Source organism: Aquisalimonas sp. 2447 (assembly GCF_012044895.1).
Lineage (GTDB): Bacteria > Pseudomonadota > Gammaproteobacteria > Nitrococcales > Aquisalimonadaceae > Aquisalimonas.
The window spans coordinates 2346253-2371409 of the sequence record NZ_CP050695.1 but is presented as its reverse complement, the minus strand read 5'-3'; the positions used below and the strand labels follow the sequence as shown (position 1 = coordinate 2371409).

Sequence of the window (25157 nt, the reverse complement as noted above, 5' to 3'; positions counted from 1 at the left end):
CGCTCCCTTCGGTTCCTGTGGAGAATGGAAGGATGGACAAGCTTGAATTCGTCAGTGCCGGTCTGGTCAATCCGGGCGCGGTGAGCCGCAACGAGAGCGGTGACCGGAGTGCCTCTCCGGAGCTTGGTAATCAGGGGCCCGTCGAGCCCATGGACCCGGACCAGGTGGAAGAGGCGGTGGATCGCCTCAACGAGAATGCACAGATGGTCAGCCGCGATCTCGAATTCGAGGTCAGCGATCAGTCCGGCCGCATCATCGTCACCGTGAAGGACTCCGCCACCGAGGAAGTGATTCGCCAGATTCCGCCGGAGAAGCTCATGGCCGTGGCGGAAAGCCTGGAAGAAGTCCGCGGTCTGCTGTTCGAGGCGGAAGCCTGAACAGATCGCGTTGCCGAGGCGGCAGGGGTCTTGCAGAAAGACGGCTGCCGGGTCGGTAGCGACAGCAATACCCGGCATCGACGCCGCATCCCGCGGCAGTAACATGCCGGCGACCGGCAGGCGATTGCCGCCGGTCACGAGAGGAGGTTTGCATGTCCACCATTAGCTCGCTGGGCGTCGGTTCTGGGCTGGATATCCGCGGCATCGTGGATGATCTGGTGCAGGCGGAACGCGCGCCCCAGGAAAACCGGCTCAACCGTCAGGAAGAGCGCCTGGAGACGGAGCTCTCCGCCATGGGGCAGGTGGAATCCGCGCTGGGTCAGTTCCGCGAGGCGGTGCAGGCCGCCCAAGGCGGCTTCGAGACCATCGCCGCCGACAGCACCAGTGACGCCGTCTCCGTGAGCGCCGGCGATGATGCGGAGCCGGGTAGTGTGGAATTGGACGTGCAACAGCTCGCCCGGGGCCAGAGCCTCGCCGTGGGGCCCGAGGGCGTCGAGCGGGACGAGCAGCTCGGCGGCGGCAGCCTGACCTTCCGCTTCGGTGAAGTCACGCCGGGTGAGGAAGGGGGGGTTGAAGACTTCACGCCCAGCGATAGCCGCGGCACCGTCTCCATCAACATTGATCCCGCCGAGAGCAGCCTGGAAGAGATCCGCGACGCGGTGAACGCGGCCGATGGTGGCGTGCGCGCCAGTATCGTCAATGACGGCACCCAGGACCGGCTGGTGTTCAACTCCACGGATACCGGTGCCGACAGCGGCTTCGTGGTGGATGTCGATGCGGACGACGCTGGTGGTCAGCTGGAAGCCCTCGCGTTCAACGAGGATAACGCCGCATCGGCATTGCTGAATCGCAGTGCACAGGACGCGGAGCTCAGCGTGGACGGCCTGGCCATCACCCGCAGCTCCAACGAACTGGACGATATTCTCCCCGGGACCAGCATCACCCTGGACGGCACCACCGATGGCCCGGCCACGGTGAGCGTCTCCGAGGATAGCAGCGGGGCGGCCGAGGGCGTGCAAGCCTTTGTTGAAGGTTTCAACGAGCTGCAGACCCAGATCAACGAGCTCACGCGTTTCGACCCCGAAACCGAGGAAAGCGGCCCACTCAACGGTGACCCGCTGCTGCGCGGCCTCACCAGCCAGTTGCGTAATGAACTGACTCAGCCCCTGGATGAGCTGGAGGGACGCGCCGTTCGTTCCCTGGCGGACGTGGGCATTCTCACCACCCGAGAGGGCACCCTGGAACTGGACGAGGCACGGCTGGAAGATGCCCTGCAGGAGGACCCGCGCGCGGTGGAGGCGTTGTTTTCCCAGTCCACCGGGCTGGTCGAGGGCGACGGCTTCAGTCTGCGTAGCGCCAGCGGCAGCGCCGAACCGGGGCGGTTCGACGTGGAAGTCACCGAGGCCGCCACCCGCGGTTCCCTGGAGAATTTGACCACGGGTGAATTCCCTTTCGACCCGGACGATGCTGACAGCAGTTTCCGCGTGATCGTGGACGGCGAACGTACCGAGTTGCTTGACCTGCCCGGCGGCGAGATCAACTCCGCCGACGAGCTGGCCGCCGAACTCGCCCGTACCATCAACGGTGCCGAGGCGGTGCGCAGCGGCGGCCTGGGTGTCGAGGTGGAGGCCCTGGAGGATGGCTCCCTGCGCATCCGCTCCAACAGCTTTGGTGAAGAGTCCACCATCGCCTTCGAGGACGTGGGGGCGGATCTGCGCGATCGGCTGTCCCTGGATGACGCCACCAGCACGGCGGGGAGCGATGTCCAGGGCACCATCGGCGGCGTGGAGGCCACCGGCGAGGGATTGCAGCTCACCGCCTTTGACGGCCCCGCGGCCGGCCTGAGCCTGGATACCCAGCCGGATGCTTTCGGTGAGTTGGGGACTCTGGCGTTCTCGCGGGGGTCACTGGCGGGGGTGGATCGGGTCCTGGACCGGTTCCTTGGCGCCGATGGTGTCATCGGCAGCCAGACGGACAGCCTGAACAATCGCCTGGAGCGCGTGGCGCAGGGCCGCGAGCGCCTGGACGACCGCATGGAGCAGGTGGAGGCGCGCTACAACCAGCAGTTCGGCCGCCTGGACGGCCTGGTGTCGGAGCTTCAGCAGACCGGTGAGTTCCTGGAACAGCAGCTCGCCGGCTTGAACCAGCAATAACCCTGACCCCGCGCCCCCGGCATGCCCGGACCGCGGTCGAGGAGAAGAACCATGACCTACGGCAACTTGAAGGCCTACCAGCAGACCACGGCGCAGTCGGCGGAGTATGCGGACCCGTACACCCTGGTCGGCATGCTGATGGACAACTTCTGTCAGCGCATGGTGCGGGCCACCGCCGCGCTGGAGCAGAAGGACTACATGGCGAAAGGCCGGGAAGTGGACAAGGCCCTGGGCATTCTCCACGCCCTGCAGGGCACCCTGGATCACGAGCACGGTGGTGAACTGGCCGGCAACCTGGAAGCCCTGTACGACTACATGCAGCGTCAGCTGCTGCTGGCGTCGGCGCGCAAGGACGTGGAGCTGTTCGATCACGTCGCCCAGCTCATGCGCGAGATCAAGACCGGCTGGGACGGCGTCTCGCCGCAGGCCCAGTCCGGTGGCACCACCGCTTCGGCGGAACAGGAGGCCCCGGCCCAGCCGCGCATCAGCGTGACCGGCTGAGCCCCGGCAGTATGGACGCATGACCCCCGACGACAAGAAACAGGCCGCCCGTCGCCTCCTGGGCCTCACGGAGCAGATGCTCCGTGAAGCGCGCAAGGAGGACTGGGCCGCGGTGGCCGCCATGGAAGGGCAGCGCCGTGAACTGAGTGAAGCTTTGTTTGCGGAACCCGTGCCGGATGAGGCAGTGGAGGTGGTCCGCCGCTGCATCAGCGAACTCCTGGAGATCGACCCGGAACTCCAGCGCCTCGCCGCCGCCGCCCGCGATGAAGCCGGCGACGCCGTGCGCAAGACCCAGACCGGCAAGGCGGCCCTCTCCGCCTACCGCCGCTATTCCAGATAACGAACCCACATGCACGCAGGGCGGGTGCTCTTACTTCGTAGGGCGGACGTTCACGTCCGCCGATTGGGCGTCGATTGAGCCGCCTTGGCTTGCATATCTTGCACGGCGGACCTGAAGGTCCGCCCTACGAAAGCTGGTTATATTTCGTTACCCGGTAATTCGAGCTGCCTCTCGCTCCGCCATACTCGTATGAGCACAACCTCCGTGGCATGCCTGAGGTAGACCGCGCGAAACGGTGCGTGAATCAGTTCGCGAATGTGGTCCAGATTGAATTCAGGGACGATTCGGCCTGCATCCGGGTGACGTTGAAGCAATTCACAGTGCTGCAGAATGGCAGTCAGGTACTCATCACCAATGTGTGGTACCTGCTGCTCCGCGTAGTACTCCTGAATCGTTTGCAAGTCCTCAAGGGCGGACTGTGCGATGCGTAATTCCATTTACTTCATGCCCAGCGTTGCCTTGGCGTCCTCCAGCGATACGGTGTTGCCCTCACGCACATCCATAAGCCCTTGCGCCACCGCTTTTACGAACCGCAATTCCTCCGCGGTTTTCTCATAATCCTCGAGCCCCTGAACAACAGCGATGCCGCGGCCTCGACTGGTCAACAGTATCGGACGATGCGTATCCTGCGCCCGACCAACCACCTTGCCGGGATTGATCTTCAAGTCTGAAAGAGGGATGACATCCTCGGAAAATTTCACTGGCATGGGGACCGCTCACTCAACCGGAGAGTGCTATCGATAGCACCGGTGAACAGGTGCGGTCAAGAAATATAATGTCTGCGGCGGTGCCGCTGGTTGTGCCGTCAGGTGCCAGCAGGGCCCGGGAGACGCTCGCCTGCATCCCGAAGTAGGATGTCATGGTGTGGGCGGAGCTACGCAGGTAGCACGCAGGGCGGTTGTGTCGCTTCGTAGGGCGGACGTTCACGTCCGCCGATCGGGCGTCGATTGAGCCGCCTTGGCTTGCATATCTTGCACGGCGGACCTGAAGGTCCGCCCTACGTTCTTTCCGCGCGTCGTTCCCCCCTTCCCGCCATTACGTGAACCGGTTCCCAATCTCGGCGACGGTTCGTTGACACTGTAGCTGAGGGCCAACTACTGTCGGGTTATTGACGTCGCCGGGGTGCGACGGGTTGACAGGAATTTCCCGGGCAGGACGCCGCAATAAGTAATCAAGAACGAACGCCCGCCGGGCAGCGGCGGTTATAGCGTGGGGGTGCGCGTGGTTCATGTGGTGATCTTTGACGAAGACCGGGAGCGGGCTTCGGGCGTGGAGGCGGTGCTGCGGTTTCAGGACCACGAGGCGGTGGTGTGTTCCAGCCCGGAGTCCCTGGATTCGGCCTTCGCCGCGCGCGAGCCGGCGCTGGCCCTGCTGGCCGGCGCGGCAGACGAGGCCGGCTGGCGGGCGGCGCTGGAGCGGGTGAACCGGCTGGCGGAAGACCTCCCCGTGTTCCTGCTCAATCCCGATGCCGTCAACCGCGTGGCTGCGGAGAGTCTGACGGCCAACGTCCTGGGTACCCTGGATCTGCCGCTGCGCCAGCAGCAGTTCGCATCGGCACTGAAACAGGCCATGAGCCATAACACCGGCCGCCGCGCGCGTCAGGCCCGCAAGGCCGGCGCTCCGCGCCTGGTGGGTGAGAGCCGCGCCATGCGCCGGGTGCAGAAGCTCATCGATCAGGTGGCCGGCACCGATGCCAGCGTGCTGATCCTGGGTGAATCCGGCACCGGCAAGGAGGTGGTGGCGCAGAACATCCATGCCCTCTCAGAGCGGTGCAACGGGCCGTTCGTGCCCATCAACTGCGGCGCCATTCCCCCGGAGCTGCTGGAGAGTGAGCTGTTCGGCCACGAGAAGGGCGCTTTCACCGGCGCCATCACCGCCCGCCAGGGGCGGTTCGAGCTGGCCCAGGGCGGCACCATCTTTCTGGACGAGATCGGTGACATGAGCCCGAACATGCAGGTGAAACTGCTGCGGGTGTTGCAGGAGCGCACCTTCGAGCGGGTGGGCAGTAACAAGTCCATGGAGGCGGATGTGCGGGTGCTGGCGGCCACCCACCGGGATCTGGAGGAGCGAATCCGTGATGGCGCGTTCCGCGAGGATCTGTTCTACCGGCTCAACGTGTTTCCCATCGAAATGCCGCCGTTGCGCGACCGCCCCGGGGACATCCCGGTGCTGGTGGAGGAGCTGACCAAGCGCATTGAGGATGACGGCCGTGGATCGGTGCAGATGTCCCCGGCAACGCTGTCGACGCTGAGCCGGTACGAGTGGCCCGGCAACGTGCGCGAACTGGCCAACATGATCGAGCGCCTGGCCATCACTTGCCCCTACGGCGAGGTGGTGGTGGAGGAACTGCCGGAGAAGATCCTGCGGGAAGTCGGCGACGAGGGCGAGGACACGGCGGCGTCGCAGGAGGAGGGCGCCGCGGCCGAACCCCTGGAGACGCCATCGGAGGCTGCCGCGGTGAACGGCCACGCAGTGCCCGAAACCAACGGCCATGCCGCCTCGGACGCCAATGGCTTGATGGTGGATTGGGCGGACGGCGGCATCGATCTGCGCGAACATCTGGCGGATCTGGAGCAGCGGCTGATCCGCGAGGCCCTGCAGGAATCCGACGGCGTCGTCGCCCAGGCCGCCAAGCTGCTGCACCTGCGCCGCACGACCCTGGTGGAGAAACTGCGCAAGTACGACATCCAGCGCCCCGAGGAGGCGTAAAGCCCCGCCGTCACCCGCCTTCGCTTGCCTTCGCCCGCCGTAGGGCGGACCTTCAGGTCCGCCGTTTTCCCGACATGCAGGCCATCGTGGCCCATCGGAGCCGATCGGCGGACCTGAAGGTCCGCCCTACGAGGCCCCGCATCCACCCTCCTGGCACGGTTACTGCAAAACCCCTCCCACACGAATAACAGGGCCGTCGGGGAATCGTCGTCGTCGGCCTGTGAGTGGGAGGGTGCGTCGTGTCGGAGACGAAGATTCTCGTGGTTGCAGCGGACGAGGCCATGCGGGCCGCGCCGGTCCAGGCGCTGGGCGATGCGGGCTTCGAGGTGTTGTCCGTTGCGTCCATGGATGCCGCCTGTGACGCCGTCAATACAGCCCCGGTGGGCCTGGCGTTGGTGCATGCCAGCAGCGTCGGCGACTGGCGGCGTCTGCGCCGCCGGCCCGGGGCGCCGCCGGTGGTGGTGATGGAGCCCGGGGCCGATGTGCCGCGGGCGGTGCGGGCCATTCGCTACGGCGCCGTCGATTTTCTGGCGGCTCCCGAGGACGCCGCCGCCGTGGTTACCGTGAGCCGGCGCCATGCGATCCCCGCCTCGGGGGAGGGTCTGGTGGCGGTGGATCAGCGCACCCGCGGCGTGCTGGATCTCGCCCGTCGCGTGGCGTCGAAGCCGGTGACGGTGCTCCTGAACGGCGAGAGCGGTACCGGGAAGGAAGTGTTCGCCCGGTATCTCCACGATCACTCCGAGCGCGCCGAGGGCCCCTTCGTGGCCGTGAACTGCGCGGCCATCCCCGAGAACATGCTGGAGGCGCTGCTGTTCGGCTACGAGAAGGGCGCCTTCACCGGTGCGGTCCGCAGCCACGCCGGCAAGTTCGAGCAGGCCGCCGGCGGCACGCTACTGCTGGACGAGATCTCCGAGATCGACGGCGCCCTGCAGGCGAAACTCCTGCGGGTGCTGCAGGAGCGGGAGGTGGAACGCCTCTGCGGTTCGCGGCCCATTCCCGTGGACGCCCGCGTGGTGGCCACCACCAACCGCGATCTCCGCGAGGCCGTGGCCAGCGGCGCCTTCCGCGAGGATCTCTACTACCGCCTGTGTGTCTTCCCCATCCAGTTGCCGCCGCTGCGGGAGCGCCGTGACGACGTGCTGCCGCTGGCCGAGGAGCTTCTGCAGCGGTTGGGCAACGGCAGCGCCACCCTCTCGCCGGGGGCGCGCCGCCGGCTGCTGGAACACGACTGGCCGGGCAACGTCCGGGAACTCGAGAACGTGGTCCAGCGCGCGCTGATCCTCGCCGACGGCGAACACGTGGACGCCGAGGATCTGCAGTTCGAGGTGGCGCCGCTGAGCGCGGACGGGGCGGCGGATGCCGACGGTTCCCTGGATGAGAACCTGCGGGACAGCGAGCACCGTCTGATTCTTGACACCCTGCGCCAGACCAATGGCAGTCGCAAGACGACTGCGGATCGTCTGGGCATCAGCGTGCGCACGCTCAGATACAAGATCGCCCGCATGCGTGACGAGGGCGTGTCGGTGCCGGACAGCGCCGGCACGGCCCAGGTGCAGGCGGGTTAACGGAATTGCGGCCCCGTTCATGGGGCACGGTAACGGAGGTGTGCTATGAATCCGGTCAACAACAATGGTGCGGCGCAACTGCTCCAGCAGATGCAAGCCATGGCCGAGCAGGCCGGCGGCGCCCGGGAGGCGCAGGGCAATCCGCAGGAGGGGCCCCAGTTCGCCGAAGCGTTGCGCAATGCCGTGGAGACGGTGAACGAGACCCAGCTTCAGGCCAGTGCCATGCAGGATGCCTTCGTCAGCGGCGAAGATGTGGAACTGACGGAAGTGATGGTGTCGCTGCAGAAGTCGCAGGTCGCCTTCGAGGCCACCAAGCAGGTGCGTAACCAGCTGGTGGAAGCCTACCAGGACATCTACAACATGCCCGTCTGATCTGAGGTAATCGAGTCATGGCCGAGTCACAGGCACTGAGCCCACGGGACAGCCAGGATCTCACCGCGGATCCGGAAGAGATGGGTGGCAGCAGCGGTGAGCGCCCCTGGCAGCGTTTCATGCGTGGCCCCATGGACATGCGTCAGATCGGGCTCATCGCCGCCATACTGGGGGCCGTGGGGCTGGGCGTGGGTCTGTTCTTCTGGGCCCAGCAGCCCAGCTACCAGACGCTCTACAGCGGCCTCGGCGAATCGGACCGCGCCCAGGTGGTGGAGGCGCTGCGCGAGAGTGACGTGACCGTGCGCCTGAATCGTGACACCGGCGCCGTGGAGGTGCCCCGTGGCGAGGTCCACGAGGCCCGCATTTTCCTGGCCGGTCGTGGCCTGCCGGAAGGCCAGGGGACCGGCTTCGAGATGCTGGATGAAGATCAGCGCTTCGGCACCAGCCAGTTCATGGAATCCGCCCGGTTCCAGCGTGCCCTGGAGACGGAGCTTGCCCGCTCGGTGAGTTCCCTGCGGCCGGTGCAGAACGCACGGGTCCATCTGGCGGTGCCCGAGGATTCGGTCTTTATCCGTGAAACCACCCAGCCGACCGCCTCGGTGACGGTGCATCTCCACGGTGGCCGCAGCCTCACCGACGGCCAGGTGCAGGCCATCGTGCACATGATCTCCAGCAGCGTGCCGGAGATGACCGAGGGCAATGTCTCCGTGGTCGACAATAGCGGCAACCTGCTCACCCGTGACGACGACAGCGGCGACGGCATGTCCTCCTCGCAGTTCGAAGTGCGGGAACGCCTGGAGCGGGACTACCAGCGCCGCATCGAGGACCTGCTGACGCCCATGGTGGGTAACGGCCGGGTCAAGGCGAAGGTCAACGCCGACGTGGATTTCTCCCGGGAGGAGTTGACCGAGGAGATGTTCGATCCCGACGCCACGGTGATCCGTAGCGAGCAGACCAGCGAGGAGCAGGGGGCCGGCAGGGAGCTGGCCCAGGGCATCCCCGGGGCACTCACGAATCAGCCCCCCGGCGCCGGGGTGATCGGCGGTGACGGCGAGGGCGAGGACGGCGGCGGATTCATGCCCGAGCCGCTGGACATGACCAACACCGCCACGCGGAACTACGAGGTCGGCCGCACCCTGCGGCATCTGCAACGCCCGGAAGGTGCGGTGCAGCGGCTTACCGTCGCGGTGCTGGTGGATCAGCCCATGGTGGAAGGTGAGGAAGAGGGCGAAATGGTCCGTGAGGCCATGACCGCGGAGCAGGTGGAGCAGATCACCGCGCTGGTGCAGGATGCCGTGGGCTTCGACGAGGCCCGCGGCGATCGCGTCAACGTCGTGGATGCCGCGTTCCAGGAAGTGGATGCGGAGGCCGAGATGGTGGAGCCCGCCATCTGGGAGCAGCCGTGGATGCAGGAATTGCTGCGCTGGATGATCGCCGGACTGGTGGCGTTGGCACTGATCCTGTTCGTGATCCGCCCGCTGGTGCGCGCGCTGGTCGGCCGTCCGGGTGACGATGACAAGGCCTTGGCCTCCACGGACGGCGAGCGGCTGCCGCCCGGTGGCGCACACGCGGATGCCGGCGACGAGCAGCAGCGCCTGACCGGACCGGACGTCGAGAGCGGGTCGATTGCCCAGACTGCGACGGCTGCCCCGGATCAGAGCGATGATAAGGTGCAGGCTGCCAGGGAAATGGTGGAAAGCGACCCGGCACTGGCGGCGAACGTGATCAAGAACTGGCTGAACGAAGATGAGTGAAGAGAATCAGCAGGCAGTACGCAAGCTCAGCGGTGCCGAACGGGCCGCCATCTTCCTCATGAGCCTGGGCGAGGACGAAGCCGCGTCGGTGCTGCAGCATCTGGGGCCGCGGGAGGTCCAGGTACTGGGCACCACCATGACCAGCCTGACCAATGTGAGCCGCGAGCAGGTGGGCGGTGTCATGGAGGAGTTCGTGGTCACGGTGGGCCAGCACACCTCGCTGGGCATCGGCAACACGGACTACATCCGCTCGGTGCTGGTCAAGGCGCTGGGCGAGGACAAGGCCGGCGGCATCATCGACCGCATCCTCATGGGCGGCAACACCCGTGGCCTGGAGCAGCTCAAGTGGCTGGACGGGCGTACCGTCGCCGAGATGCTGCGCCTGGAGCATCCGCAGATCACCGCCATCGTGCTGTCGTACCTGGATTCCGACCACGCCGCCGAGGTGCTGGCGGAGATACCCGAGCGCATGCGCCACGACATCGTCATGCGCATTGCCACCCTGGATGGGGTCCAGCCCGCCGCGTTGCAGGAGCTGGATGAGATGATGGAGAAGCAGTTCTCCGGCAAGCAGCGTCTCAAGTCGTCGTCCATCGGTGGTCTGCAGGCCGCGGCCAATATCCTCAACTTCCTGGACACCTCGGTGGAAGGTTCGGTGATGGAGTCCATCAGCGAGATGGACGAGGATCTTGGCAATCGCATCCAGGATCTCATGTTCGTGTTCAATGACCTGGGCAACCTGGATGACCGCAGCGTGCAGACGCTCCTCCGCGAAGTGACCTCGGACAACCTGGTGCTGGCGCTCAAGGGCGCCGACGAGACGGTGAAGGACAAGATGTTCCGCAACCTCTCCCGGCGTGCCGCGGAGATGCTCCAGGACGACCTGGAGGCCAAGGGGCCGGTGCGCCTGAGCGAGGTGGAGCAGGCGCAGAAGGAAGTGCTGGGCATTGCCAAGCGCCTGGCCGACGAGGGCCAGATCTCCTTGGGCGGAGGCGGCGATGAGTTTGTCTAGGGTCCTTCGCGGCGACGAAGCGGATGCCATGAGTCGCTGGGAACTGCCTCATGTCGACGGGCGGGCGGAGTCCGACAGTCAGACCCGCGAGGCTGAGGAGGCGCAGGCGGAGCCCGAGGAGGAGGTCCGGCCCCGCTGGCCCACTGTCGAGGAGCTGGAAACCATCCGCAGGCAGGCCCACGACGAGGGTTTTGCCGAGGGCCGTGAGGCGGGGCATCAGGAAGGGCGCGACAAGGGCTACAAGGCCGGCGAAAAGGAAGCAAAGAAGCTCGAGCAGGAGCAGAAGAAGCGGCTGCAGACGCTGGAGGCGCTCATCCATGCCCAGGCGGAGCCGCTGGCGCAGCTGGACGACGAGGTCCAGGAGCAGATGGTCCGCCTGGTGCTGACACTGTCCCGACAGGTGATCCGTCGCGAGCTGCAGACCCAGCCCGGCGAGATATTGCCGGTGATTCGTGAGGCGGTGGCCCTGCTGCCCATGTCGGCGCGGGATGTGCGCGTGCACGTGCACCCGGACGATCACCGGTTTCTCAATGAACTCCTGGGCGAAGACGAGAGTGGTCGCGCCTGGCGTCTGGTGGACGATCCGGCCCTGAGCCGCGGTGGCTGTGTGGTGCAGGCCGAGCGTTCGCGGGTGGACGCCACGCTGGAGCGACGTCTGGCACAACTGGCCAGTCAGCTCCTGGGTGGACGGGAGGATGACCTGGTGCGGGATTTGACCCGGAGTGACGCCGGGACGACGCAGCCGCGGGATACTGAAGGCACCGGGGCGCCGGCCGCGCCGGAGGCCGATACCCCGGACGACGCCTCTTCTGCGGATTCAGAGGTCTCCGAAGACGTGTTTGACGCGCAGGAACCGGCTGGTGAGGATGTCGATCAGAGTGCCGCGGCGGATGACACCCCGGCGGAGGGTGAGCCGGACGCGGATGATGACAATGCCGATCCGGAGGAGCGCCGCGAACCATGAGTGACCCTGCCGCCGAGCGCCGGAACATCTGGCTGGACCGCCTGCGCGGGCTTGAGGAGCGGGTCGAGCCGCCGCGGATGGTGCCCACCGGGGTGCTGCGGCGCATGGTGGGCCTGACCCTGGAGGCGGAGGGGTGCGTGGCGCCGGTGGGCGCCCGCTGCCTGATCGCGACTCCGGATGGCACGGAGGTGGAGGCCGAGGTCGTCGGCTTCGGTGACGACAGTCTGTTCCTCATGCCCACGGGGGATATTCACGGTCTTACGCCCAATGCCACGGTGACGCCCCAGGAGGGGGTCTACGAGGCGGAGGTGGGCGAGAATCTGCTGGGTCGCATTCTGGACGGCTCCGGCCGCCCGATTGACGACGCCGGGCCACTGCATGTGACCGAGCGCAAGCCGTTGCTGGGGGAGTCGGTGAATCCGCTCTCCCGGGCGCCCATCCGCGAGCCGCTGGATACAGGCGTGCGTGCCATCAATGGTCTGCTCACCGTCGGTCGCGGGCAGCGCATGGGGCTGTTTGCCGGCAGTGGCGTCGGCAAGAGCGTGCTGCTCGGCATGATGACCCGGTACACCAACGCCGATGTGGTGGTGGTGGGCCTGATCGGTGAACGTGGCCGCGAGGTGAAGGAGTTCATCGAGGACATTCTCGGCGAGGATGGGCTGAAGCGTTCGGTGGTGGTGGCCGCCCCGGCGGATGCCTCGCCGCTGATGCGGCTGCACGGCGCCATGCAGGCGACGGCAATTGCGGAGCATTTCCGCGATCAGGGCAAGCAGGTATTGCTGCTCATGGATTCGCTCACCCGTTACGCCCAGGCGCAACGGGAGATCGGGTTGTCCATCGGTGAGCCACCCACGACCAAGGGTTATCCGCCGTCGGTGTTTGCACGGCTGCCGCGGCTGGTGGAACGTGCCGGGAACGGGCCGGTGGGTGGTGGTTCGATCACGGCCTTCTACACGGTGCTGGTGGAGGGTGATGACCAGAACGATCCCATCGCCGACGCGGCGCGCGCGATCCTGGACGGGCATGTGGTGTTGAGCCGGGATCTGGCGGACTCCGGCCATTATCCGGCCATCGATATTGAGGCGTCGGTGAGCCGGGCCATGGCGAACATTGTCGACGTGCGGCATCGGGAAATGGCGCAGCGGTTCCAGCAGATTTACGGCGTCTGGCGGCAGAACCGGGATCTGATCAACGTGGGGGCGTATCAGCGGGGGTCGGATCCGCGCGTCGACGAGGCCATCGAGATGCGGCCAAGCTTGCTGGAGTTTCTGCAGCAGGATTTGCATGCGTCGGAGACGCTGGAAGCCAGTGTTGCCAGGCTGGAAGAGGTATTGCCGGGCGATGGAGGAAAATGACGGGGGCTCGTCACCGCGAGGCGCAAACCGCCGCGCCAGTCCACGCCGTAGGGCGGATCTTTAGATCCGCCGTCCACCGAAACGCGGAGCACGGCGGGTGATCCAGCCCCGCAACGGTGGACCTGAAGGTCCACCCTACGCTCCTGCAGGGCGCAAACGCGACGGCAGCCCGTAGGGCGGATCTTTAGATCCGCCGTCCGCCGAAACGCGTAGCGCAACGGGTGATCCAGGCCCACAACGGTGGACCCGAAGGTCCACCCTAAGCTTCTGTATCGCTGCACGGCCCAAGATGGCGTATCTTGCACGGAGGCGTTGTTTTCACTGGTTTCCGGGGGGTGCATGTCCCGACTGAAGCGCTTGCAGACGGTCGAAGGCGTGATGGGCGACAAGGCCGATCGCGCGGCGCGGGAGTTCGGGCGGGTGCAGGAGCAGTTGCAGCAGGAGCAGCAGCGGCTGGAGCAGTTGCAGCAGTTCCGGGCAGAGTACCAGGGCCGGCTTACCGGCGATGCCAGTGAACCCATGGACGCCTTCCGGCTGCGGGATTTCAACGCGTTCATTCTGCGGATCGATGCCGCCATCGAGCAGCAGCGGGGGCAGATCCGGGAAGTGGAGCAGAAGCTCGAGCGCGCCCGGGCGCAGTGGAACGAGGAGCGCACCCGCGCCGATGCCCTGGGCAAGGTGGTGGATCAGGAACGCCAGACGGAGGCGCGCAGGGAGCAGAAGCGCGAGCAGAGCCAGGCGGACGAGCTGGCGGCGCGAATGTTTGCCCATCGGCGCAACCGCCCTTGATCCCGGCTAATGCACCAGGCAGTGATTTGGCCTGGCTGACTGGCTGTTTATGCGCGGATCACCTTCATTGATGAAGCCGGTGGCGGATTCCACGGTTCCGAACCGGGTGCGAGGCCTGCATAAGCGGTCTCACAAGGGGCTCTCGAAGCCCGTTGGCCACGCTCTGGACGAGCGCCACCATCGCCGACGTGTTCCAGCGTGTCGGGGCTGGCTTTTCGCGTTGAGCCGGACGCCGTCATGCGGCCAGTCGCCATCGGTGACGCCGCCCCAAGAGCTTGCGCCACATCGTCGCGGCGCGACGCTCCAGGATGACGTGCAGCCGGCGTGCATGACACTGCACGCGGGCGGCGGCCTTGAGCACGCGCTCGCGCAGCCGTCGCAGGCTCCAGCCCTGTCCCGTGGCCGCCTCCATCTGCGCACGCAGCACGTGCAGCAGCTCATAGGCAAGCAGCCGCAGCGACAGCAGCGCCTGCGCCCGGGCGAAGACCTCGGCCTCGCTGGCCCGTCCCCGCGAGGTGCACGGCAGCGAGGTGCCGATGGTGTCCTTGAACTCGCCCATGTGCCCCTCGGCCTTGCCACGGCGGCGGTACAGCGCCAGGACCTGCTCGCCGCTGTGGGTCGAGGCGGGCAGGTTGGTGACGATGTAGAAGCACCTGCGAAAGAGCTCCGCCGGGTGCTCCTGGATGACCATGACCACCCGGCGCTTGCGCTGCCAGCTCTCGGCCCCGTAGACCGTCTCCTCGGTCCACTCCCGGGGCCGCTCGGCCGGGCGCCCCGGGCCGCGCCGGCGGTGCGGGTCGAAGTGGCGGTCCAGCGCGGCGTTATCGCGCAGCCGCCCCAGGTAGCCGATCCCCGCCTGGTCCAGCGCCTCGAGTGTGGCGCCATCGGTGAACCCGGCATCGAGCCGGCAGCACACCTGCCGGGCCAGGCCGCGCTCGCTCAGGGTGGCGACAAGCTGCGGGATCCACGCTGCGGCCTGCGCGCCAGGGGCGGCGTTGCCGGGGCGCAGCAGCCCGGCGAGCATGTCGCCCGTCTCGGCACAGGAGGCGATCAGCGGGTAGTGGATCCGGTCACCGACATGGCCGTTGTGCTCACTGCCTGGCTGTTCACCGTGGGCAGTGAGCGGCAGACCGTCGACATCGACGGTCATCACAGCCGCCGGCGGCGCACCGGCTGCGGCCCGCCGCCGCGTGGCGAGCTCCAGCGCCGCGGTGTCGATCACCGCCTGGTTGGCGGGCTGGGCGAGGAGGTCCAGCAACCGCGAGAACGTGGACTGCGAAGCCAGCGTCTTGCCGGCGGCAGCCATACCACGCCGGTCACTGCCGGCGAGCGCGAGCAAGGGGTCGTCGCGCAGGCGCTGCGCATCACTCTGATCGCCCCAGCCCTGGGCGATCATGGCAACGGCTTCGCGCAGCAGCTCCGGGAGTGAATGCACGACACGCTCCGGGCAGCGCGGGTCGTGCAGCCGCCCGACGAGGTGGTCAATGAGGCCGGTGTCATCGAGGACTTCGCGCAACAGCAGGAAACCGGCATCGCCACTGAGACGCTCCGAGCGCGTCTCCACCCGCACGGAGCCATTGAACGACGGCTCGAACAGCGATAGCGTTTCACCCATGGCGCAGCGTCCCCTCTCTTGATCAATGTCGTCACAACACTGATTTTGAAGGGATTACGGCGCTGCGTCATCCTTTTCTTACCCTGCTGGTGAATTATCCGGGCTTGATGCGTTGTCGGGGCTAAAGCCCCTCCCACAATTGTTGTCTCCCGTGGCCTTGCGTTGCTGTGGGAGGGGCTTCAGCCCCGAAAAACAGTGGTTCAGGCCGATCTCCCCAAGTTGGCCCCGGTCTTGCTAGTGCCCCCCTCAGAACCATGAACATCCGGGAGAATGGCATGCAGGGGCTGCATTTGATTGAAACCGCGTTCAGGAATCTGGATGGCGGCAAACTGGACCCGGCGGCGCCGGACGCGCCGGAGAGCCGGGCGTTTCTGGAGGCCTTGCTGGAGACCGACGCGCTCAAGGACAGCGGGCTGACGCTGGAGGACCTGGAGGCGTGGCTGGCCAGTCAGGGCGGCAAGGGCCTGCCGTTGGGCGGACACGACTTGCCGACGCAGGGGCAGGGCGGTGAAAGCGCCGCGTTGGCCCGCGGTGCCAAGACGGACGGTGTGGAGCCGGCGGTGGAGTTCAAGGGCGGCCTGGAAGACCGCGCCGGTGTGCAGCAGGCCGAGCAGGATGAGGCGCTGTTGCAGGACCTGCTTGCCATGGGCGGCATGAACCCGCTGGCGGGTCAGGGCAGTGATGCGCTGAAGCAGCAGGAGGATCTGGTGCAGACAGGGGGGCGGTCGCGGCACCTGCAGTTCCAGCAGTTGGGTAACGACGCAGCCCAGGCGCGCGCGGACGCGGAGACGCCGATCAGCGCCGAGCGTGGCCGTGGTGCCCAGGCCCAGTTCCAGCAGACGCTGCAGAGCGCCATGCCGCAGTCCGGCGGGGTTCCCACCTATACCGTGTCGCAACCCATGGATCAGTCCGGCTGGGGGCAGGCGCTGGGTGAGCGCCTGACAATGATGGCCAAGCAGGATGTGCAGCATGCGCGCATTCAGATGAATCCGCGTGAGCTGGGGCCGCTGGATGTGCGCATACAGATGGGCGAGGACAAGACCAGTATCGTGTTCCAGGCCCAGAATGCGGTGACCCGCGAGGCGCTGGAAGCCGAGCTGCCGCGGCTGCGCATGATGTTGAGCGATAACGGCATCGAGGATGCCGAGGTCAACGTCGACCAGCAGGAGACCATGACCCAGAACGATGAAGGCGAGCGTCCGGAGGGCTATGCCAGGGGGGATACCGAAGATGGCGAGGGTGGTGATGATACCGCCGGTGCGGCGGATGCGGACATGAGGCCGCGTGGTCTGGTGGATCACTACGCGTAAGGCTGCAGACGTGAGTTTTTCCCGGTTTTGCGACGCCTGCACAGTTTCGGGGTCTTGTACGGCGGGGTGCGGCCGATACCATGGAGGCCAGACAATCGGTCGGGGGTAGGCCGGCTGATGACATCGAATTGCAGAAAGGACAACGGATGCACTTCACCGGCAAGGCTTATCAGCGCGGCGTCAGCAAGCTGGTCGTGATTCTCCTGGTGCTGCTGATCGTGATCCTGCTTGCGGTGGGCACGGCGGCTGCGCTGTATCTCACTGGCGTCGTGTCCCCGCCCGGCGGCAACGGCGACGATCAGCAGCAAGTGGCCGAGCAGGACGAGCCGCAGGAGCAACAAAGTGCGCCTTCGGGGCCGGCGCAGTACATGAGGCTGGATGACGCCATTACGGTGAACATCAGTCGCGAGGGCGGACGCAACGCCATCCTGCAGGCGCGTATCGAGCTCATGGCGCGGGATGAGGCGGTGCTGGAAGGGGTCGACCGGCATCTGCCGATGATCCGCAACAACCTCATCAGCCTGTTCGGTGATCAGCGCTACGAGGAAGTCACCTCCAGCGACGGCAAGAACGCCCTGCGGGAGCAGGCGCTGGAAGAGATCAACGACATTCTCCGTGAGGAAGGCGAGCAGCCGAACGTGGAAGCCGTCTTTTTCACCCACCTGGTGACGCAATAGCCATGGCCCAGGAGGATATCCTCAGTCAGGACGAAATCGACGCCCTGCTCCACGGCGTGGATGACGGCGACGTGGATGCCGGCTCGGACACCGGGCCGGACGGCGAGCCGCGCCAGTTCGATTTCCAGCACCAGGAGCGCATCGTCCGCGGGCGCATGCCCACGCTGGAGATGATCAACGAGCGCTTCGCGCGGCTGTTTCGCATCGGACTGTTCAACATGCTGCGCCGCACGCCGGAAGTCTCCGTCCAGGGCGTGGACATGATGAAGTTCGGCGAGTACGTGCACACGCTGTTCGTGCCCACCAGCCTGAACATCGTGCGCATGCATCCGCTGCGCGGCATGAGCCTGTGCGTGGTGGACCCGAAGCTGGTGTTCGTGGTGGTGGACAACTTCTTCGGCGGCGACGGGCGTTACTACACCAAGATCGAGGGCCGGGAGTTCACCAGCACCGAGTGGCGGGTGATCCGCATGGTGCTCGATCAGGCCTTCGCGGACATGCAGGAGGCCTGGGCGCCGGTGCTGCCGGTGGAGTTCGAGTACATGAATTCCGAGGTGAACCCGCAATTCGCCAACATCGTCAGCCCCTCGGAAGTGGTGGTGGTCTGCCGCTTCAACGTGGAGCTGGACGGTGGCGCCGGGGAGTTCCACCTGACCATTCCCTACACCAACATCGAGCCCATCCGTGACCAGCTCAATGCCGGCGTGCAGAGTGACCGCAACGAGGTGGATGAGCGCTGGACCCGCTCCCTGCGCGAGGAGATGAAGAGCGCGGAAGTGGAGCTCAGCACCAAGCTCACGGAGGTGCAGGTCAGCCTGCGGGATCTGCGCCAGATGAAGGCGGGGGACGTGATTCCCTGCGAGATCCCGGATGAAGTCGTGGTGGAGGCGGAGGGCATTCCCGTGCTGCGGGGCAGCTACGGCGTGTCCAATGGCCAGATGGCCATCAAGGTCCTGGAGCAGATCCGCTCCCAGGAGGCCGAAGTGCCGCTGCCGCTAAGGAGAGGAAACGATGAGCGACGAGAACGAAACGAAGAGTGACGAGGACGCGGCGGCCGCGGATTGGGAAGCGGCGCTGCAGGAGCAGGAACAGGCCGAGACCTGGGACGGCAGCGGCGACGATGCTGCCGGTGGCGCTGATGATGCCGGCGATGGCGGCAAGTCCGCTGAAAAGGAGGCGGGCGGCGAAAGCGTCCAGCGTGCAGCCATGGCGGCACTGCAGGACGAGGGCGGTGCCGAGGGGGATGAGAACGTCAACCTGGACGTGATCCTGGACATTCCCGTGACCCTGGCCATGGAGATCGGCCGCACCAAGATCAGCATTCGTCATCTGCTGCAGCTCAACCAGGGCTCCGTGGTGGAACTGGACCGCCTGGCCGGCGAGCCGCTGGATGTCCTGGTGAACGGAACGCTCATTGCCCACGGTGAAGTAGTGGTGGTCAACGAGCGCTTCGGCATCCGCCTCACCGACGTCATCAGCCCCCAGGAGCGCGTGAAAAAACTGAAGTAGGACGGACGGCGAACGTAGGGCGGACCGTAGGGCGGACCTTCAGGTCCGCCGTCAAAAGACATGCAAGCCAATGCGGCTCATCAAAGCCGGAATGGCGGACCTGAAGGTCCGCCCTACGGGAAAGCTCAATGCCGGGCGTCGCCGTAGGGTGCATCTTGATGCACCGAGACAACGCCGGAACTCTGTACACACTGGAACACGGACAATCACCATCCGACATCTGACCCGCCAACTCTGTCACCTCAAGCGCCTGCTCCCCGGCGTCATGGTGCTGTGCGCCAATTTTCTGGCGTCGGCGACCCTGCTGGCGGACGAGGCCGGTGAAACTGCGGCACCGGGTGTCGATACGGCGGCGCTGGTGCGGGTGGTGATCGGTCTGCTTGTGGTCCTGTTGCTGATCGTGGCTCTGGGCTGGGTCATGCGTCGGGTGGGCCGGTACTCCAGCCCGGCCGCCGGGCAACTGCGCGTCATCGGCGGTGTGTCCGTCGGCACGCGCGAACGTGTCGTGCTCGTCCAGGTGGGCGAGCAACAGCTTCTCGTCGGGGTTGCGCCCGGACGGGTACAAACCTTGCACGTGCTGGACAAACCCCTGGATGGGGCGTCCGGTACCGGGGACCGCCACGGCGGTCCTGCGGAGCAGGGACACCCGTTTGCGCAACGTCTGCGTCAGATGATGCAGCCCGACGAGAAGCGACAGCAATGACACGGAGCGTACTTCTCCTACTCTTTCTACTGCTGTTTCCTGCCCTGACCCACGCCCAGATCGGCGGCGTGGAGGCGATTACCGTTCAGGACGGCGAGGACGGCCAGACCTACAGCGTGACGCTGCAGGTGCTGCTGCTGATGACGCTGCTCACGCTGCTGCCGGCGGCGGTGCTGATGATGACGGCGTTCACCCGAATCGTCATCGTGCTGGGCATTCTGCGGCAGGCCATCGGCACCGCGCAGACGCCGTCCAACCAGGTGATCATCGGTCTGGCCTTCTTTCTCACCCTATTCGTGATGACCCCGGTGCTGGAAGACGTCTACACCAACGCCGTGGATCCGTACCTGTCCGAGGAAATGGCTCCGGAAGAGGCACTGGAGGCCGCGCAGGAGCCCTTCCGGGAGTTCATGGCCAGCCAGACCCGGGACGAGGACCTGGCGCTGTTCCTGCGCATCTCCGACAACCAGGGCGTGGAGTCCATCGAGGACGTGCCCTTTACCGTGCTGGTGCCGGCGTTCATGACCAGCGAACTGAAGACCGCCTTTCAGATCGGCTTCATTCTCTATCTGCCGTTCCTGGTGGTGGACCTGGTGGTCTCCAGCACCCTCATGTCCATGGGCATGCTCATGCTCTCGCCCATGATCATCTCGCTGCCCTTCAAGATCATGCTGTTCGTGCTGGTGGACGGGTGGTCCCTGGTCATGGGCACCTTGGCGGCAAGTTTCTTCTAGTTATTCAGGAGCCTGGCAATGAGTCCTGACTTTGCGATTGAACTCGGTATGGAGGCCCTCTGGGTCGCAGTGCTGCTGGCCGGCCCGATCCTGCTGGTGGCGCTGATCACCGGCTTGATCATCGGCATGTTCCAGGCGGCCACGCAGATCAACGAGCAGACCCTGAGCTTCGTGCCCAAGCTGGGCACGCTTGTGATCACGCTGTTTGTGGCCTCCCCCTGGATGCTGAGCGTGCTGCTGGACTTCACCCGCTCGCTGTTCATGAACGTGCCGTCCTGGGTGAGCTGAGGGAGCGGGCATGACCGTTACCACCGCCGAGATCATGACGTGGCTCGGCGCCTTCTTCTGGCCGTTCATGCGCATCGGCGCCATGATGCTGGTGGCACCGGTGCTGGGTGATCAGCAGGTGTCGGTGCGACTGCGGCTGTTGCTGGCCGTGGCGCTCACCGTGGGCGTCATGCCCGTGGTGGGGCTGGCCCCGGGGGTGGAGCCCCTGTCCGCCGAGGGGCTGCTGATCAGCATGCAGCAGGTGGTCATCGGCATGGCCATGGGGCTGCTGCTGGCCCTGGCCCTGCAGACGGCGAGCCTGGCGGGGGAGAGCGTGGCGCTGTCCATGGGGCTTGGTTTCGCCAACATGGTCGATCCGGTCACCGGGCAGTCCACGCCGGTGGTCTCCCAGTTCCTGCTGGTGATTGCCACGCTGATTTTCCTCACCGTTGGCGGCCATCTCATGCTCATCGAGCTCCTGGCGGAGAGCTTTGTCATGCTGCCGGTGGGTACCGATGGATTGATGGAGGAGGAGTTCCGGACCGTGGCGGGCTGGGGGGCGCAGATGTACGCGGGCGCCGTGCTGATCGCCTTGCCGGCGGTGGTGCTGCTCCTGCTGGTCTACCTGTCCCTGGGTGTCATGACCCGCGCCGCGCCGCAGATGAACATCTTCTCCGTGGGCTTTCCCGTGACCATGCTGGTGGGCTTCCTGGCGTTGATGACGCTGGTGGTGCCGTCGCTGCCGGGGCGGCTCTCCGGCATCTGGAGCGATGCCTTCAACACCATCGGGCAGATTCTCGGTGGCGCTTAGATCCCCATAAAACGAAGCCCGCGTAGGGCGGACCTTCAGGTCCGCCGGTGGGGCTTTGATCGGCCGCCCCGGTTTGCATGTCTGTTGACGGCGGACCTGAAGGTCCGCCCTACAGGTCCGCCCTACCGCCTGCCGCCCCCTCCAGGGCCCCTGGCCCGCACCTTGCAATCCCCTTCCTGACCGCCAAACCACCGTCGGAGAGCCGTCGTGGCTGAGGAAAGCGAGAACGGGCAGGAAAAAACAGAAGAACCTACCCCCAAACGGCGCCAGGACGCCAAGGACAAAGGGCAGGTTCCCCGATCGAAGGAGCTGAACACCACCATGGTGATGGTGCTCGGCGCCGGCGGGCTGTTGCTGCTGGGTAGCTATATGGCCGGGCAGCTCTTCGAAGCGTTTCATCTTGCTTTTCGTGTCGACCGGGAAACGATTTTCGATCCGGAAGCGCCGTTTCACATGCTGCGCGAGGCCTTCTGGGTGGGACTGAAGGCGGTGATGCCCTTCGCCGGGATCATGCTGGTGGCGGCGTTGCTCACTCCCGCGCTGCTCGGCGGCTGGACCATGAGTGCCAAATCCATGGCGCCGAAGCTGGAGAAGATGAGCCCGCTGAAGGGGATTCAGCGCATGTTCGGCACCAAGGCGCTGATCGAGCTGGTGAAGGCCCTGGCGAAGGTGCTGGTGGTGTTCAGCGTGGCGCTGCTGCTGTTCTGGGCCATGCATGACCGCATTGCCGGCATCACCCAGGAGCCGCTGCGCCAGGGGCTGCTCCACGGCGCGACCCTGTTCTTCTGGGCGTTCTTCGCCCTGTCGGCGGCGCTGATCATCGTCGCCGCGGTGGATATTCCCTACCAGATCTGGGACCACACCCAGAAGCTCAAGATGACCAAGCAGGAGGTCAAGGACGAGAACAAGGAGACCCAGGGCAAGCCGGAGGTGAAGAGCAAGATCCGGCAACTGCAGAACCAGATTGCCCAGGGCCGTATGATGGAGAACGTGCCCAAGGCCGATGTGGTGGTGACCAACCCGACCCACTACGCCATCGCCCTGCGCTACGACCAGAGCCGCATGAAGGCTCCGCAGGTGGTGGCCAAGGGCACCGACGTGCTGGCAGCGCGCATCCGTGAGATCGCCGACGAAAACCGCATTCCGCGCTTCGAGGCACCGCCGTTGGCACGGGCCTTGTATCACACTGCCGAGCTGGAGCAGGAGATACCGGCGGGACTCTACCTTTCCGTGGCCCAGGTCCTGGCCTACATCTACCAGCTTCAGGCGGCGCAGCGCCACGGCGGGCAGCGTCCCACGCGACCAAAGCCGGACGTTCCGGAGGAGTTCCGGAAGTACGCACAACCGGACGGCCGGAACGACACCGACGGGCGGGCGGCGACGGAATTCTGACGTCGCCGGCAGGCGCAACCATGGCAACCACCCCGCGATTGCGGGCATGACGGGAAGACGGCATGGCGACAGCCACGGCAGTGTTCGACAACATCCGCGAGCTGAGCCGCAACGGCCTGGGCACGCCGCTGCTGCTCATGGCGTTGCTGGCGATGATGATCGTGCCGCTGCCGCCGCTGGCGCTGGACATGCTGTTCACCTTCAATATCACCCTGTCGCTGGTGATCATGCTGGTGGCGGTGTACACGCCGCGGCCGCTGGAGTTCGCGGTCTTCCCGACGGTGCTGCTGGTGGCCACCCTGCTGCGCCTGGCGCTGAATGTCGCCTCCACCCGCGTGATCCTACTGGAGGGGCACACCGGCACCGATGCCGCGGGGAACGTCATCCAGGCCTTCGGCGAGTTCGTGGTGGGCGGCAACTACGCCGTCGGCCTGGTGGTGTTCGCCATCCTGGTGATCATCAACTTCGTGGTGGTCACCAAGGGGGCGGGGCGCATCTCCGAGGTCACCGCCCGGTTCACCCTGGACGCCCTGCCGGGCAAGCAGATGGCCATCGACGCCGACCTCAACGCCGGCCTGATCGACCAGGAGACCGCCCGCACCCGCCGCGAGGAGGTGGGGCAGGAAGCGGACTTCTACGGTTCCATGGACGGCGCCAGCAAGTTCGTCCGCGGCGACGCCATCGCCGGCATCCTGATCCTGTTCATCAACATCATCGGCGGGCTGTTCATCGGCATCCTCCAGCACGGCATGCCCTTCGGCAACGCCGTCAACAATTACACGCTGCTCACCATCGGTGACGGTCTGGTGGCGCAGATCCCCTCACTGGTGCTGTCCACGGGCGCGGCCATCCTGGTCACCCGGGTGTCCTCGTCCCAGGACATGGCGGGCGAGGTGATCCGCCAGCTCCTCGGCAAGCCGCGGGCGCTGGCGGTGAGCGCCGTGGTGCTGGGCATCATGGGCGTGATCCCCGGCATGCCCAATCTGGCGTTCCTCAGTCTTGCGGCCATCGCCGGTTTCGCCGCCTGGCGCATCCACCGCAAGCTGGAGACGGAGCCGGAGGTGGAGACGGCTGCCGAGCAGAAGCGCAGCGCCAGCGCCGGCAAGACCACCCGGGAGCCCGCCGGCCAGGGCCAGTCCGCGGCGCCGGCGCAGTCCGGCGAGACCCAGGAGCTCACCTGGGAGGACGTGCCGCCGGTGGATACCATCGGTCTGGAAGTCGGCTACGGGCTGATTCCGCTGGTGGACAAGAACCAGGGCGGGCAACTGCTCAGCCGTATCAAGGGCGTGCGCAAGAAGGTCTCCCAGGATCTCGGCTTCCTGGTGCCCACGGTCCATATCCGCGACAACCTGGATCTGGGGCCGAATACCTACCGCATCAGCGTGCTCGGCGTGCCCATGGGCGAGGCCGAGTTGCAGCCCAGCAAGGAGATGGCCATCAATCCGGGCACGGTCCAGGGCGAGATCAAGGGCATGGCCACCAAGGACCCGGCCTTCGGCCTGGAGGCCGTGTGGATCGAGCCATCCCAGCGGGACTACGCCCAGACCATGGGTTACACCGTGGTGGATGCCAGCACCGTGGCGGCCACCCATCTTAGCCAGATCATCCAGAACCATGCCCACGAGCTGCTGGGCCACGAAGAGGTCCAGAAGCTGCTGGACATGCTCGGCCGCAAGCAGCCGAAGCTGGTGGAGGAGCTGGTGCCGAATACGCTGCCGCTGTCCACGGTGGTCCGGGTGCTGCAGAACCTGCTGGAGGAGCGCATCCCCATCCGCGACATGCGCACCATTGTCGAGACGCTGGCGGAGCACGGGCAGGCCACCAAGGACCCCTCGGCGCTCACCTCGGCGGTGCGGGAGGCCCTGGGCCGCATGATCATCCAGAACGTCGCCGGCATGTCGCGGGAGGTGCCGGTGATTACCCTGGACCCGCAACTGGAACAGTTATTGCTGAATACCGTGCAGGGCGGTGGCGACGGCGCCGCCGGGTTCGAGCCGGGGCTGGCGGATCGCCTGCAGCGCTCCCTGGCGGAGACGGCCCAGCGGCAGGAGATGGCCAACCAGCCCGCGGTGCTGCTCACGGCACCGCAGCTCAGGGGCTGGCTGTCGCGGCTGACACGGCACAGCGTCCAGGGCCTGAACGTTCTGTCGTACAACGAAGTACCGGATGAGAAACAGGTGAAGATTGTCGCGTCCATCGGGCAACAGCAGGTCGCCCAGGGCTAGTGAACGGCAACCAGGAGCGGAAA

At 66.1% G+C, this 25157-nt stretch carries 25 protein-coding genes; 22 read left to right on the top strand and 3 right to left on the bottom strand.

Going from position 1 to position 25157, the window contains the following annotated elements; all coding sequences use genetic code 11:
- The first annotated feature begins 32 nt into the window (after positions 1–32).
- The 4 genes from KU884_RS11145 to KU884_RS11130 all read left to right on the top strand — a co-directional run bounded on the left by KU884_RS11145 (position 33) and on the right by KU884_RS11130 (position 3371).
- Complete coding sequence (locus KU884_RS11145; protein WP_167782712.1) at positions 33–377, top strand: flagellar protein FlaG; 345 nt, start codon at positions 33–35, stop codon at positions 375–377.
- A 152-nt stretch (positions 378–529) separates the two neighbouring features.
- Positions 530–2530, top strand: a complete 2001-nt coding sequence (gene fliD, locus KU884_RS11140) for a flagellar filament capping protein FliD (RefSeq protein WP_167782711.1) — start codon at positions 530–532, stop codon at positions 2528–2530.
- 51 nt (positions 2531–2581) lie between these two features.
- The gene (gene fliS / locus KU884_RS11135) at positions 2582–3031 is read left to right on the top strand and encodes a flagellar export chaperone FliS (protein ID WP_167782710.1); all 450 of its coding nucleotides are present in this window, start codon (positions 2582–2584) and stop codon (positions 3029–3031) included.
- A gap of 19 nt (positions 3032–3050) precedes the next feature.
- Positions 3051–3371: a flagellar protein FliT gene (locus KU884_RS11130; RefSeq protein ID WP_167782709.1), complete on the top strand. Its 321-nt coding sequence runs from the start codon at positions 3051–3053 to the stop codon at positions 3369–3371.
- Positions 3372–3508: 137 nt separating this feature from the next.
- Here the strand turns inward: KU884_RS11130 and KU884_RS11125 are convergent, their stop codons facing one another.
- On the bottom strand, positions 3509–3808 hold the full coding sequence (locus tag KU884_RS11125) for a type II toxin-antitoxin system RelE/ParE family toxin (protein ID WP_167782708.1): 300 nt from the start codon (positions 3806–3808) through the stop codon (positions 3509–3511).
- Positions 3809–4078 carry a type II toxin-antitoxin system Phd/YefM family antitoxin gene (locus tag KU884_RS11120; protein WP_167782707.1) on the bottom strand — a complete coding sequence of 90 codons (270 nt, stop codon included), beginning with the start codon at positions 4076–4078 and terminating at the stop codon, positions 3809–3811.
- A gap of 502 nt (positions 4079–4580) precedes the next feature.
- On the opposite strand from KU884_RS11120, the gene KU884_RS11115 reads away from it, so the two are divergent.
- From KU884_RS11115 to fliJ, 8 genes are all read left to right on the top strand, one after another.
- Complete coding sequence (locus KU884_RS11115) at positions 4581–6080, top strand: sigma-54 dependent transcriptional regulator (protein WP_254432024.1); 1500 nt, start codon at positions 4581–4583, stop codon at positions 6078–6080.
- 239 nt (positions 6081–6319) lie between these two features.
- Positions 6320–7645 (top strand): sigma-54 dependent transcriptional regulator, encoded by a 1326-nt coding sequence (locus tag KU884_RS11110; protein ID WP_254432023.1) that lies wholly within the window; start codon positions 6320–6322, stop codon positions 7643–7645.
- A 45-nt stretch (positions 7646–7690) separates the two neighbouring features.
- Entirely contained in the window at positions 7691–8017 is a 327-nt protein-coding gene (gene fliE / locus KU884_RS11105; protein WP_167782706.1) for a flagellar hook-basal body complex protein FliE, read from the top strand.
- Positions 8018–8034: 17 nt separating this feature from the next.
- Complete coding sequence (fliF, locus tag KU884_RS11100) at positions 8035–9771, top strand: flagellar basal-body MS-ring/collar protein FliF (protein ID WP_167782705.1); 1737 nt, start codon at positions 8035–8037, stop codon at positions 9769–9771.
- Positions 9764–10783 (top strand): flagellar motor switch protein FliG, encoded by a 1020-nt coding sequence (gene fliG, locus KU884_RS11095; RefSeq protein ID WP_167782704.1) that lies wholly within the window; start codon positions 9764–9766, stop codon positions 10781–10783. Before fliF ends, fliG begins: the two co-directional genes overlap by 8 nt.
- Positions 10770–11747 (top strand): flagellar assembly protein FliH, encoded by a 978-nt coding sequence (locus tag KU884_RS11090; protein ID WP_167782703.1) that lies wholly within the window; start codon positions 10770–10772, stop codon positions 11745–11747. Before fliG ends, KU884_RS11090 begins: the two co-directional genes overlap by 14 nt.
- Positions 11744–13102, top strand: coding sequence for a flagellar protein export ATPase FliI (fliI, locus tag KU884_RS11085; protein WP_167782702.1), 1359 nt, complete (start codon positions 11744–11746; stop codon positions 13100–13102). The genes KU884_RS11090 and fliI overlap by 4 nt, the downstream gene beginning before the upstream one ends.
- A gap of 339 nt (positions 13103–13441) precedes the next feature.
- Positions 13442–13891: a flagellar export protein FliJ gene (gene fliJ / locus KU884_RS11080; protein WP_167782701.1), complete on the top strand. Its 450-nt coding sequence runs from the start codon at positions 13442–13444 to the stop codon at positions 13889–13891.
- Between the two features lie 235 nt (positions 13892–14126).
- Here fliJ and KU884_RS11075 read toward each other — a convergent pair whose 3' ends face one another.
- Positions 14127–15506, bottom strand: a complete 1380-nt coding sequence (locus tag KU884_RS11075) for an IS1380 family transposase (RefSeq protein ID WP_167782700.1) — start codon at positions 15504–15506, stop codon at positions 14127–14129.
- Positions 15507–15781: 275 nt separating this feature from the next.
- Between KU884_RS11075 and KU884_RS11070 the strand changes: the two genes are divergently transcribed.
- The 10 genes from KU884_RS11070 (at position 15782) to flhA (ending at position 25134) form a co-directional block, all read left to right on the top strand.
- Positions 15782–16816 carry a flagellar hook-length control protein FliK gene (locus tag KU884_RS11070; RefSeq protein WP_167782699.1) on the top strand — a complete coding sequence of 345 codons (1035 nt, stop codon included), beginning with the start codon at positions 15782–15784 and terminating at the stop codon, positions 16814–16816.
- Positions 16817–16962: 146 nt separating this feature from the next.
- Entirely contained in the window at positions 16963–17493 is a 531-nt protein-coding gene (gene fliL / locus KU884_RS11065) for a flagellar basal body-associated protein FliL (RefSeq protein WP_167782698.1), read from the top strand.
- 2 nt (positions 17494–17495) lie between these two features.
- Positions 17496–18533, top strand: a complete 1038-nt coding sequence (gene fliM, locus KU884_RS11060; RefSeq protein WP_167782697.1) for a flagellar motor switch protein FliM — start codon at positions 17496–17498, stop codon at positions 18531–18533.
- On the top strand, positions 18505–19002 hold the full coding sequence (fliN, locus tag KU884_RS11055; RefSeq protein ID WP_167782696.1) for a flagellar motor switch protein FliN: 498 nt from the start codon (positions 18505–18507) through the stop codon (positions 19000–19002). Before fliM ends, fliN begins: the two co-directional genes overlap by 29 nt.
- 70 nt (positions 19003–19072) lie before the next feature.
- Positions 19073–19705 carry a flagellar biosynthetic protein FliO gene (gene fliO, locus KU884_RS11050; RefSeq protein WP_254432022.1) on the top strand — a complete coding sequence of 211 codons (633 nt, stop codon included), beginning with the start codon at positions 19073–19075 and terminating at the stop codon, positions 19703–19705.
- On the top strand, positions 19702–20439 hold the full coding sequence (gene fliP, locus KU884_RS11045) for a flagellar type III secretion system pore protein FliP (protein ID WP_167782695.1): 738 nt from the start codon (positions 19702–19704) through the stop codon (positions 20437–20439). The genes fliO and fliP overlap by 4 nt, the downstream gene beginning before the upstream one ends.
- 18 nt (positions 20440–20457) lie before the next feature.
- On the top strand, positions 20458–20727 hold the full coding sequence (fliQ, locus tag KU884_RS11040; protein WP_167782694.1) for a flagellar biosynthesis protein FliQ: 270 nt from the start codon (positions 20458–20460) through the stop codon (positions 20725–20727).
- A 10-nt stretch (positions 20728–20737) separates the two neighbouring features.
- Positions 20738–21517 carry a flagellar biosynthetic protein FliR gene (gene fliR / locus KU884_RS11035; protein WP_167782693.1) on the top strand — a complete coding sequence of 260 codons (780 nt, stop codon included), beginning with the start codon at positions 20738–20740 and terminating at the stop codon, positions 21515–21517.
- Between the two features lie 207 nt (positions 21518–21724).
- The gene (flhB, locus tag KU884_RS11030) at positions 21725–22909 is read left to right on the top strand and encodes a flagellar biosynthesis protein FlhB (RefSeq protein WP_167782692.1); all 1185 of its coding nucleotides are present in this window, start codon (positions 21725–21727) and stop codon (positions 22907–22909) included.
- 62 nt (positions 22910–22971) lie between these two features.
- Positions 22972–25134, top strand: coding sequence for a flagellar biosynthesis protein FlhA (flhA, locus tag KU884_RS11025; RefSeq protein WP_167782691.1), 2163 nt, complete (start codon positions 22972–22974; stop codon positions 25132–25134).
- Positions 25135–25157 lie beyond the last annotated feature (23 nt).

Coding starts and splice junctions, on each gene's coding strand:
- KU884_RS11145 (WP_167782712.1), top strand. CDS start 33: ATGGACAAGCTTGAATTCGTCAGTGCCGGTCTGGTCAATCCGGGCGCG.
- fliD (WP_167782711.1), top strand. CDS start 530: ATGTCCACCATTAGCTCGCTGGGCGTCGGTTCTGGGCTGGATATCCGC.
- fliS (WP_167782710.1), top strand. CDS start 2,582: ATGACCTACGGCAACTTGAAGGCCTACCAGCAGACCACGGCGCAGTCG.
- KU884_RS11130 (WP_167782709.1), top strand. CDS start 3,051: ATGACCCCCGACGACAAGAAACAGGCCGCCCGTCGCCTCCTGGGCCTC.
- KU884_RS11125 (WP_167782708.1), bottom strand. CDS start 3,808: ATGGAATTACGCATCGCACAGTCCGCCCTTGAGGACTTGCAAACGATT.
- KU884_RS11120 (WP_167782707.1), bottom strand. CDS start 4,078: ATGCCAGTGAAATTTTCCGAGGATGTCATCCCTCTTTCAGACTTGAAG.
- fliE (WP_167782706.1), top strand. CDS start 7,691: ATGAATCCGGTCAACAACAATGGTGCGGCGCAACTGCTCCAGCAGATG.
- fliF (WP_167782705.1), top strand. CDS start 8,035: ATGGCCGAGTCACAGGCACTGAGCCCACGGGACAGCCAGGATCTCACC.
- fliG (WP_167782704.1), top strand. CDS start 9,764: ATGAGTGAAGAGAATCAGCAGGCAGTACGCAAGCTCAGCGGTGCCGAA.
- KU884_RS11090 (WP_167782703.1), top strand. CDS start 10,770: ATGAGTTTGTCTAGGGTCCTTCGCGGCGACGAAGCGGATGCCATGAGT.
- fliI (WP_167782702.1), top strand. CDS start 11,744: ATGAGTGACCCTGCCGCCGAGCGCCGGAACATCTGGCTGGACCGCCTG.
- fliJ (WP_167782701.1), top strand. CDS start 13,442: ATGTCCCGACTGAAGCGCTTGCAGACGGTCGAAGGCGTGATGGGCGAC.
- KU884_RS11075 (WP_167782700.1), bottom strand. CDS start 15,506: ATGGGTGAAACGCTATCGCTGTTCGAGCCGTCGTTCAATGGCTCCGTG.
- KU884_RS11070 (WP_167782699.1), top strand. CDS start 15,782: ATGCAGGGGCTGCATTTGATTGAAACCGCGTTCAGGAATCTGGATGGC.
- fliL (WP_167782698.1), top strand. CDS start 16,963: ATGCACTTCACCGGCAAGGCTTATCAGCGCGGCGTCAGCAAGCTGGTC.
- fliM (WP_167782697.1), top strand. CDS start 17,496: ATGGCCCAGGAGGATATCCTCAGTCAGGACGAAATCGACGCCCTGCTC.
- fliN (WP_167782696.1), top strand. CDS start 18,505: ATGAGCGACGAGAACGAAACGAAGAGTGACGAGGACGCGGCGGCCGCG.
- fliO (WP_254432022.1), top strand. CDS start 19,073: ATGCGGCTCATCAAAGCCGGAATGGCGGACCTGAAGGTCCGCCCTACG.
- fliP (WP_167782695.1), top strand. CDS start 19,702: ATGACACGGAGCGTACTTCTCCTACTCTTTCTACTGCTGTTTCCTGCC.
- fliQ (WP_167782694.1), top strand. CDS start 20,458: ATGAGTCCTGACTTTGCGATTGAACTCGGTATGGAGGCCCTCTGGGTC.
- fliR (WP_167782693.1), top strand. CDS start 20,738: ATGACCGTTACCACCGCCGAGATCATGACGTGGCTCGGCGCCTTCTTC.
- flhA (WP_167782691.1), top strand. CDS start 22,972: ATGGCGACAGCCACGGCAGTGTTCGACAACATCCGCGAGCTGAGCCGC.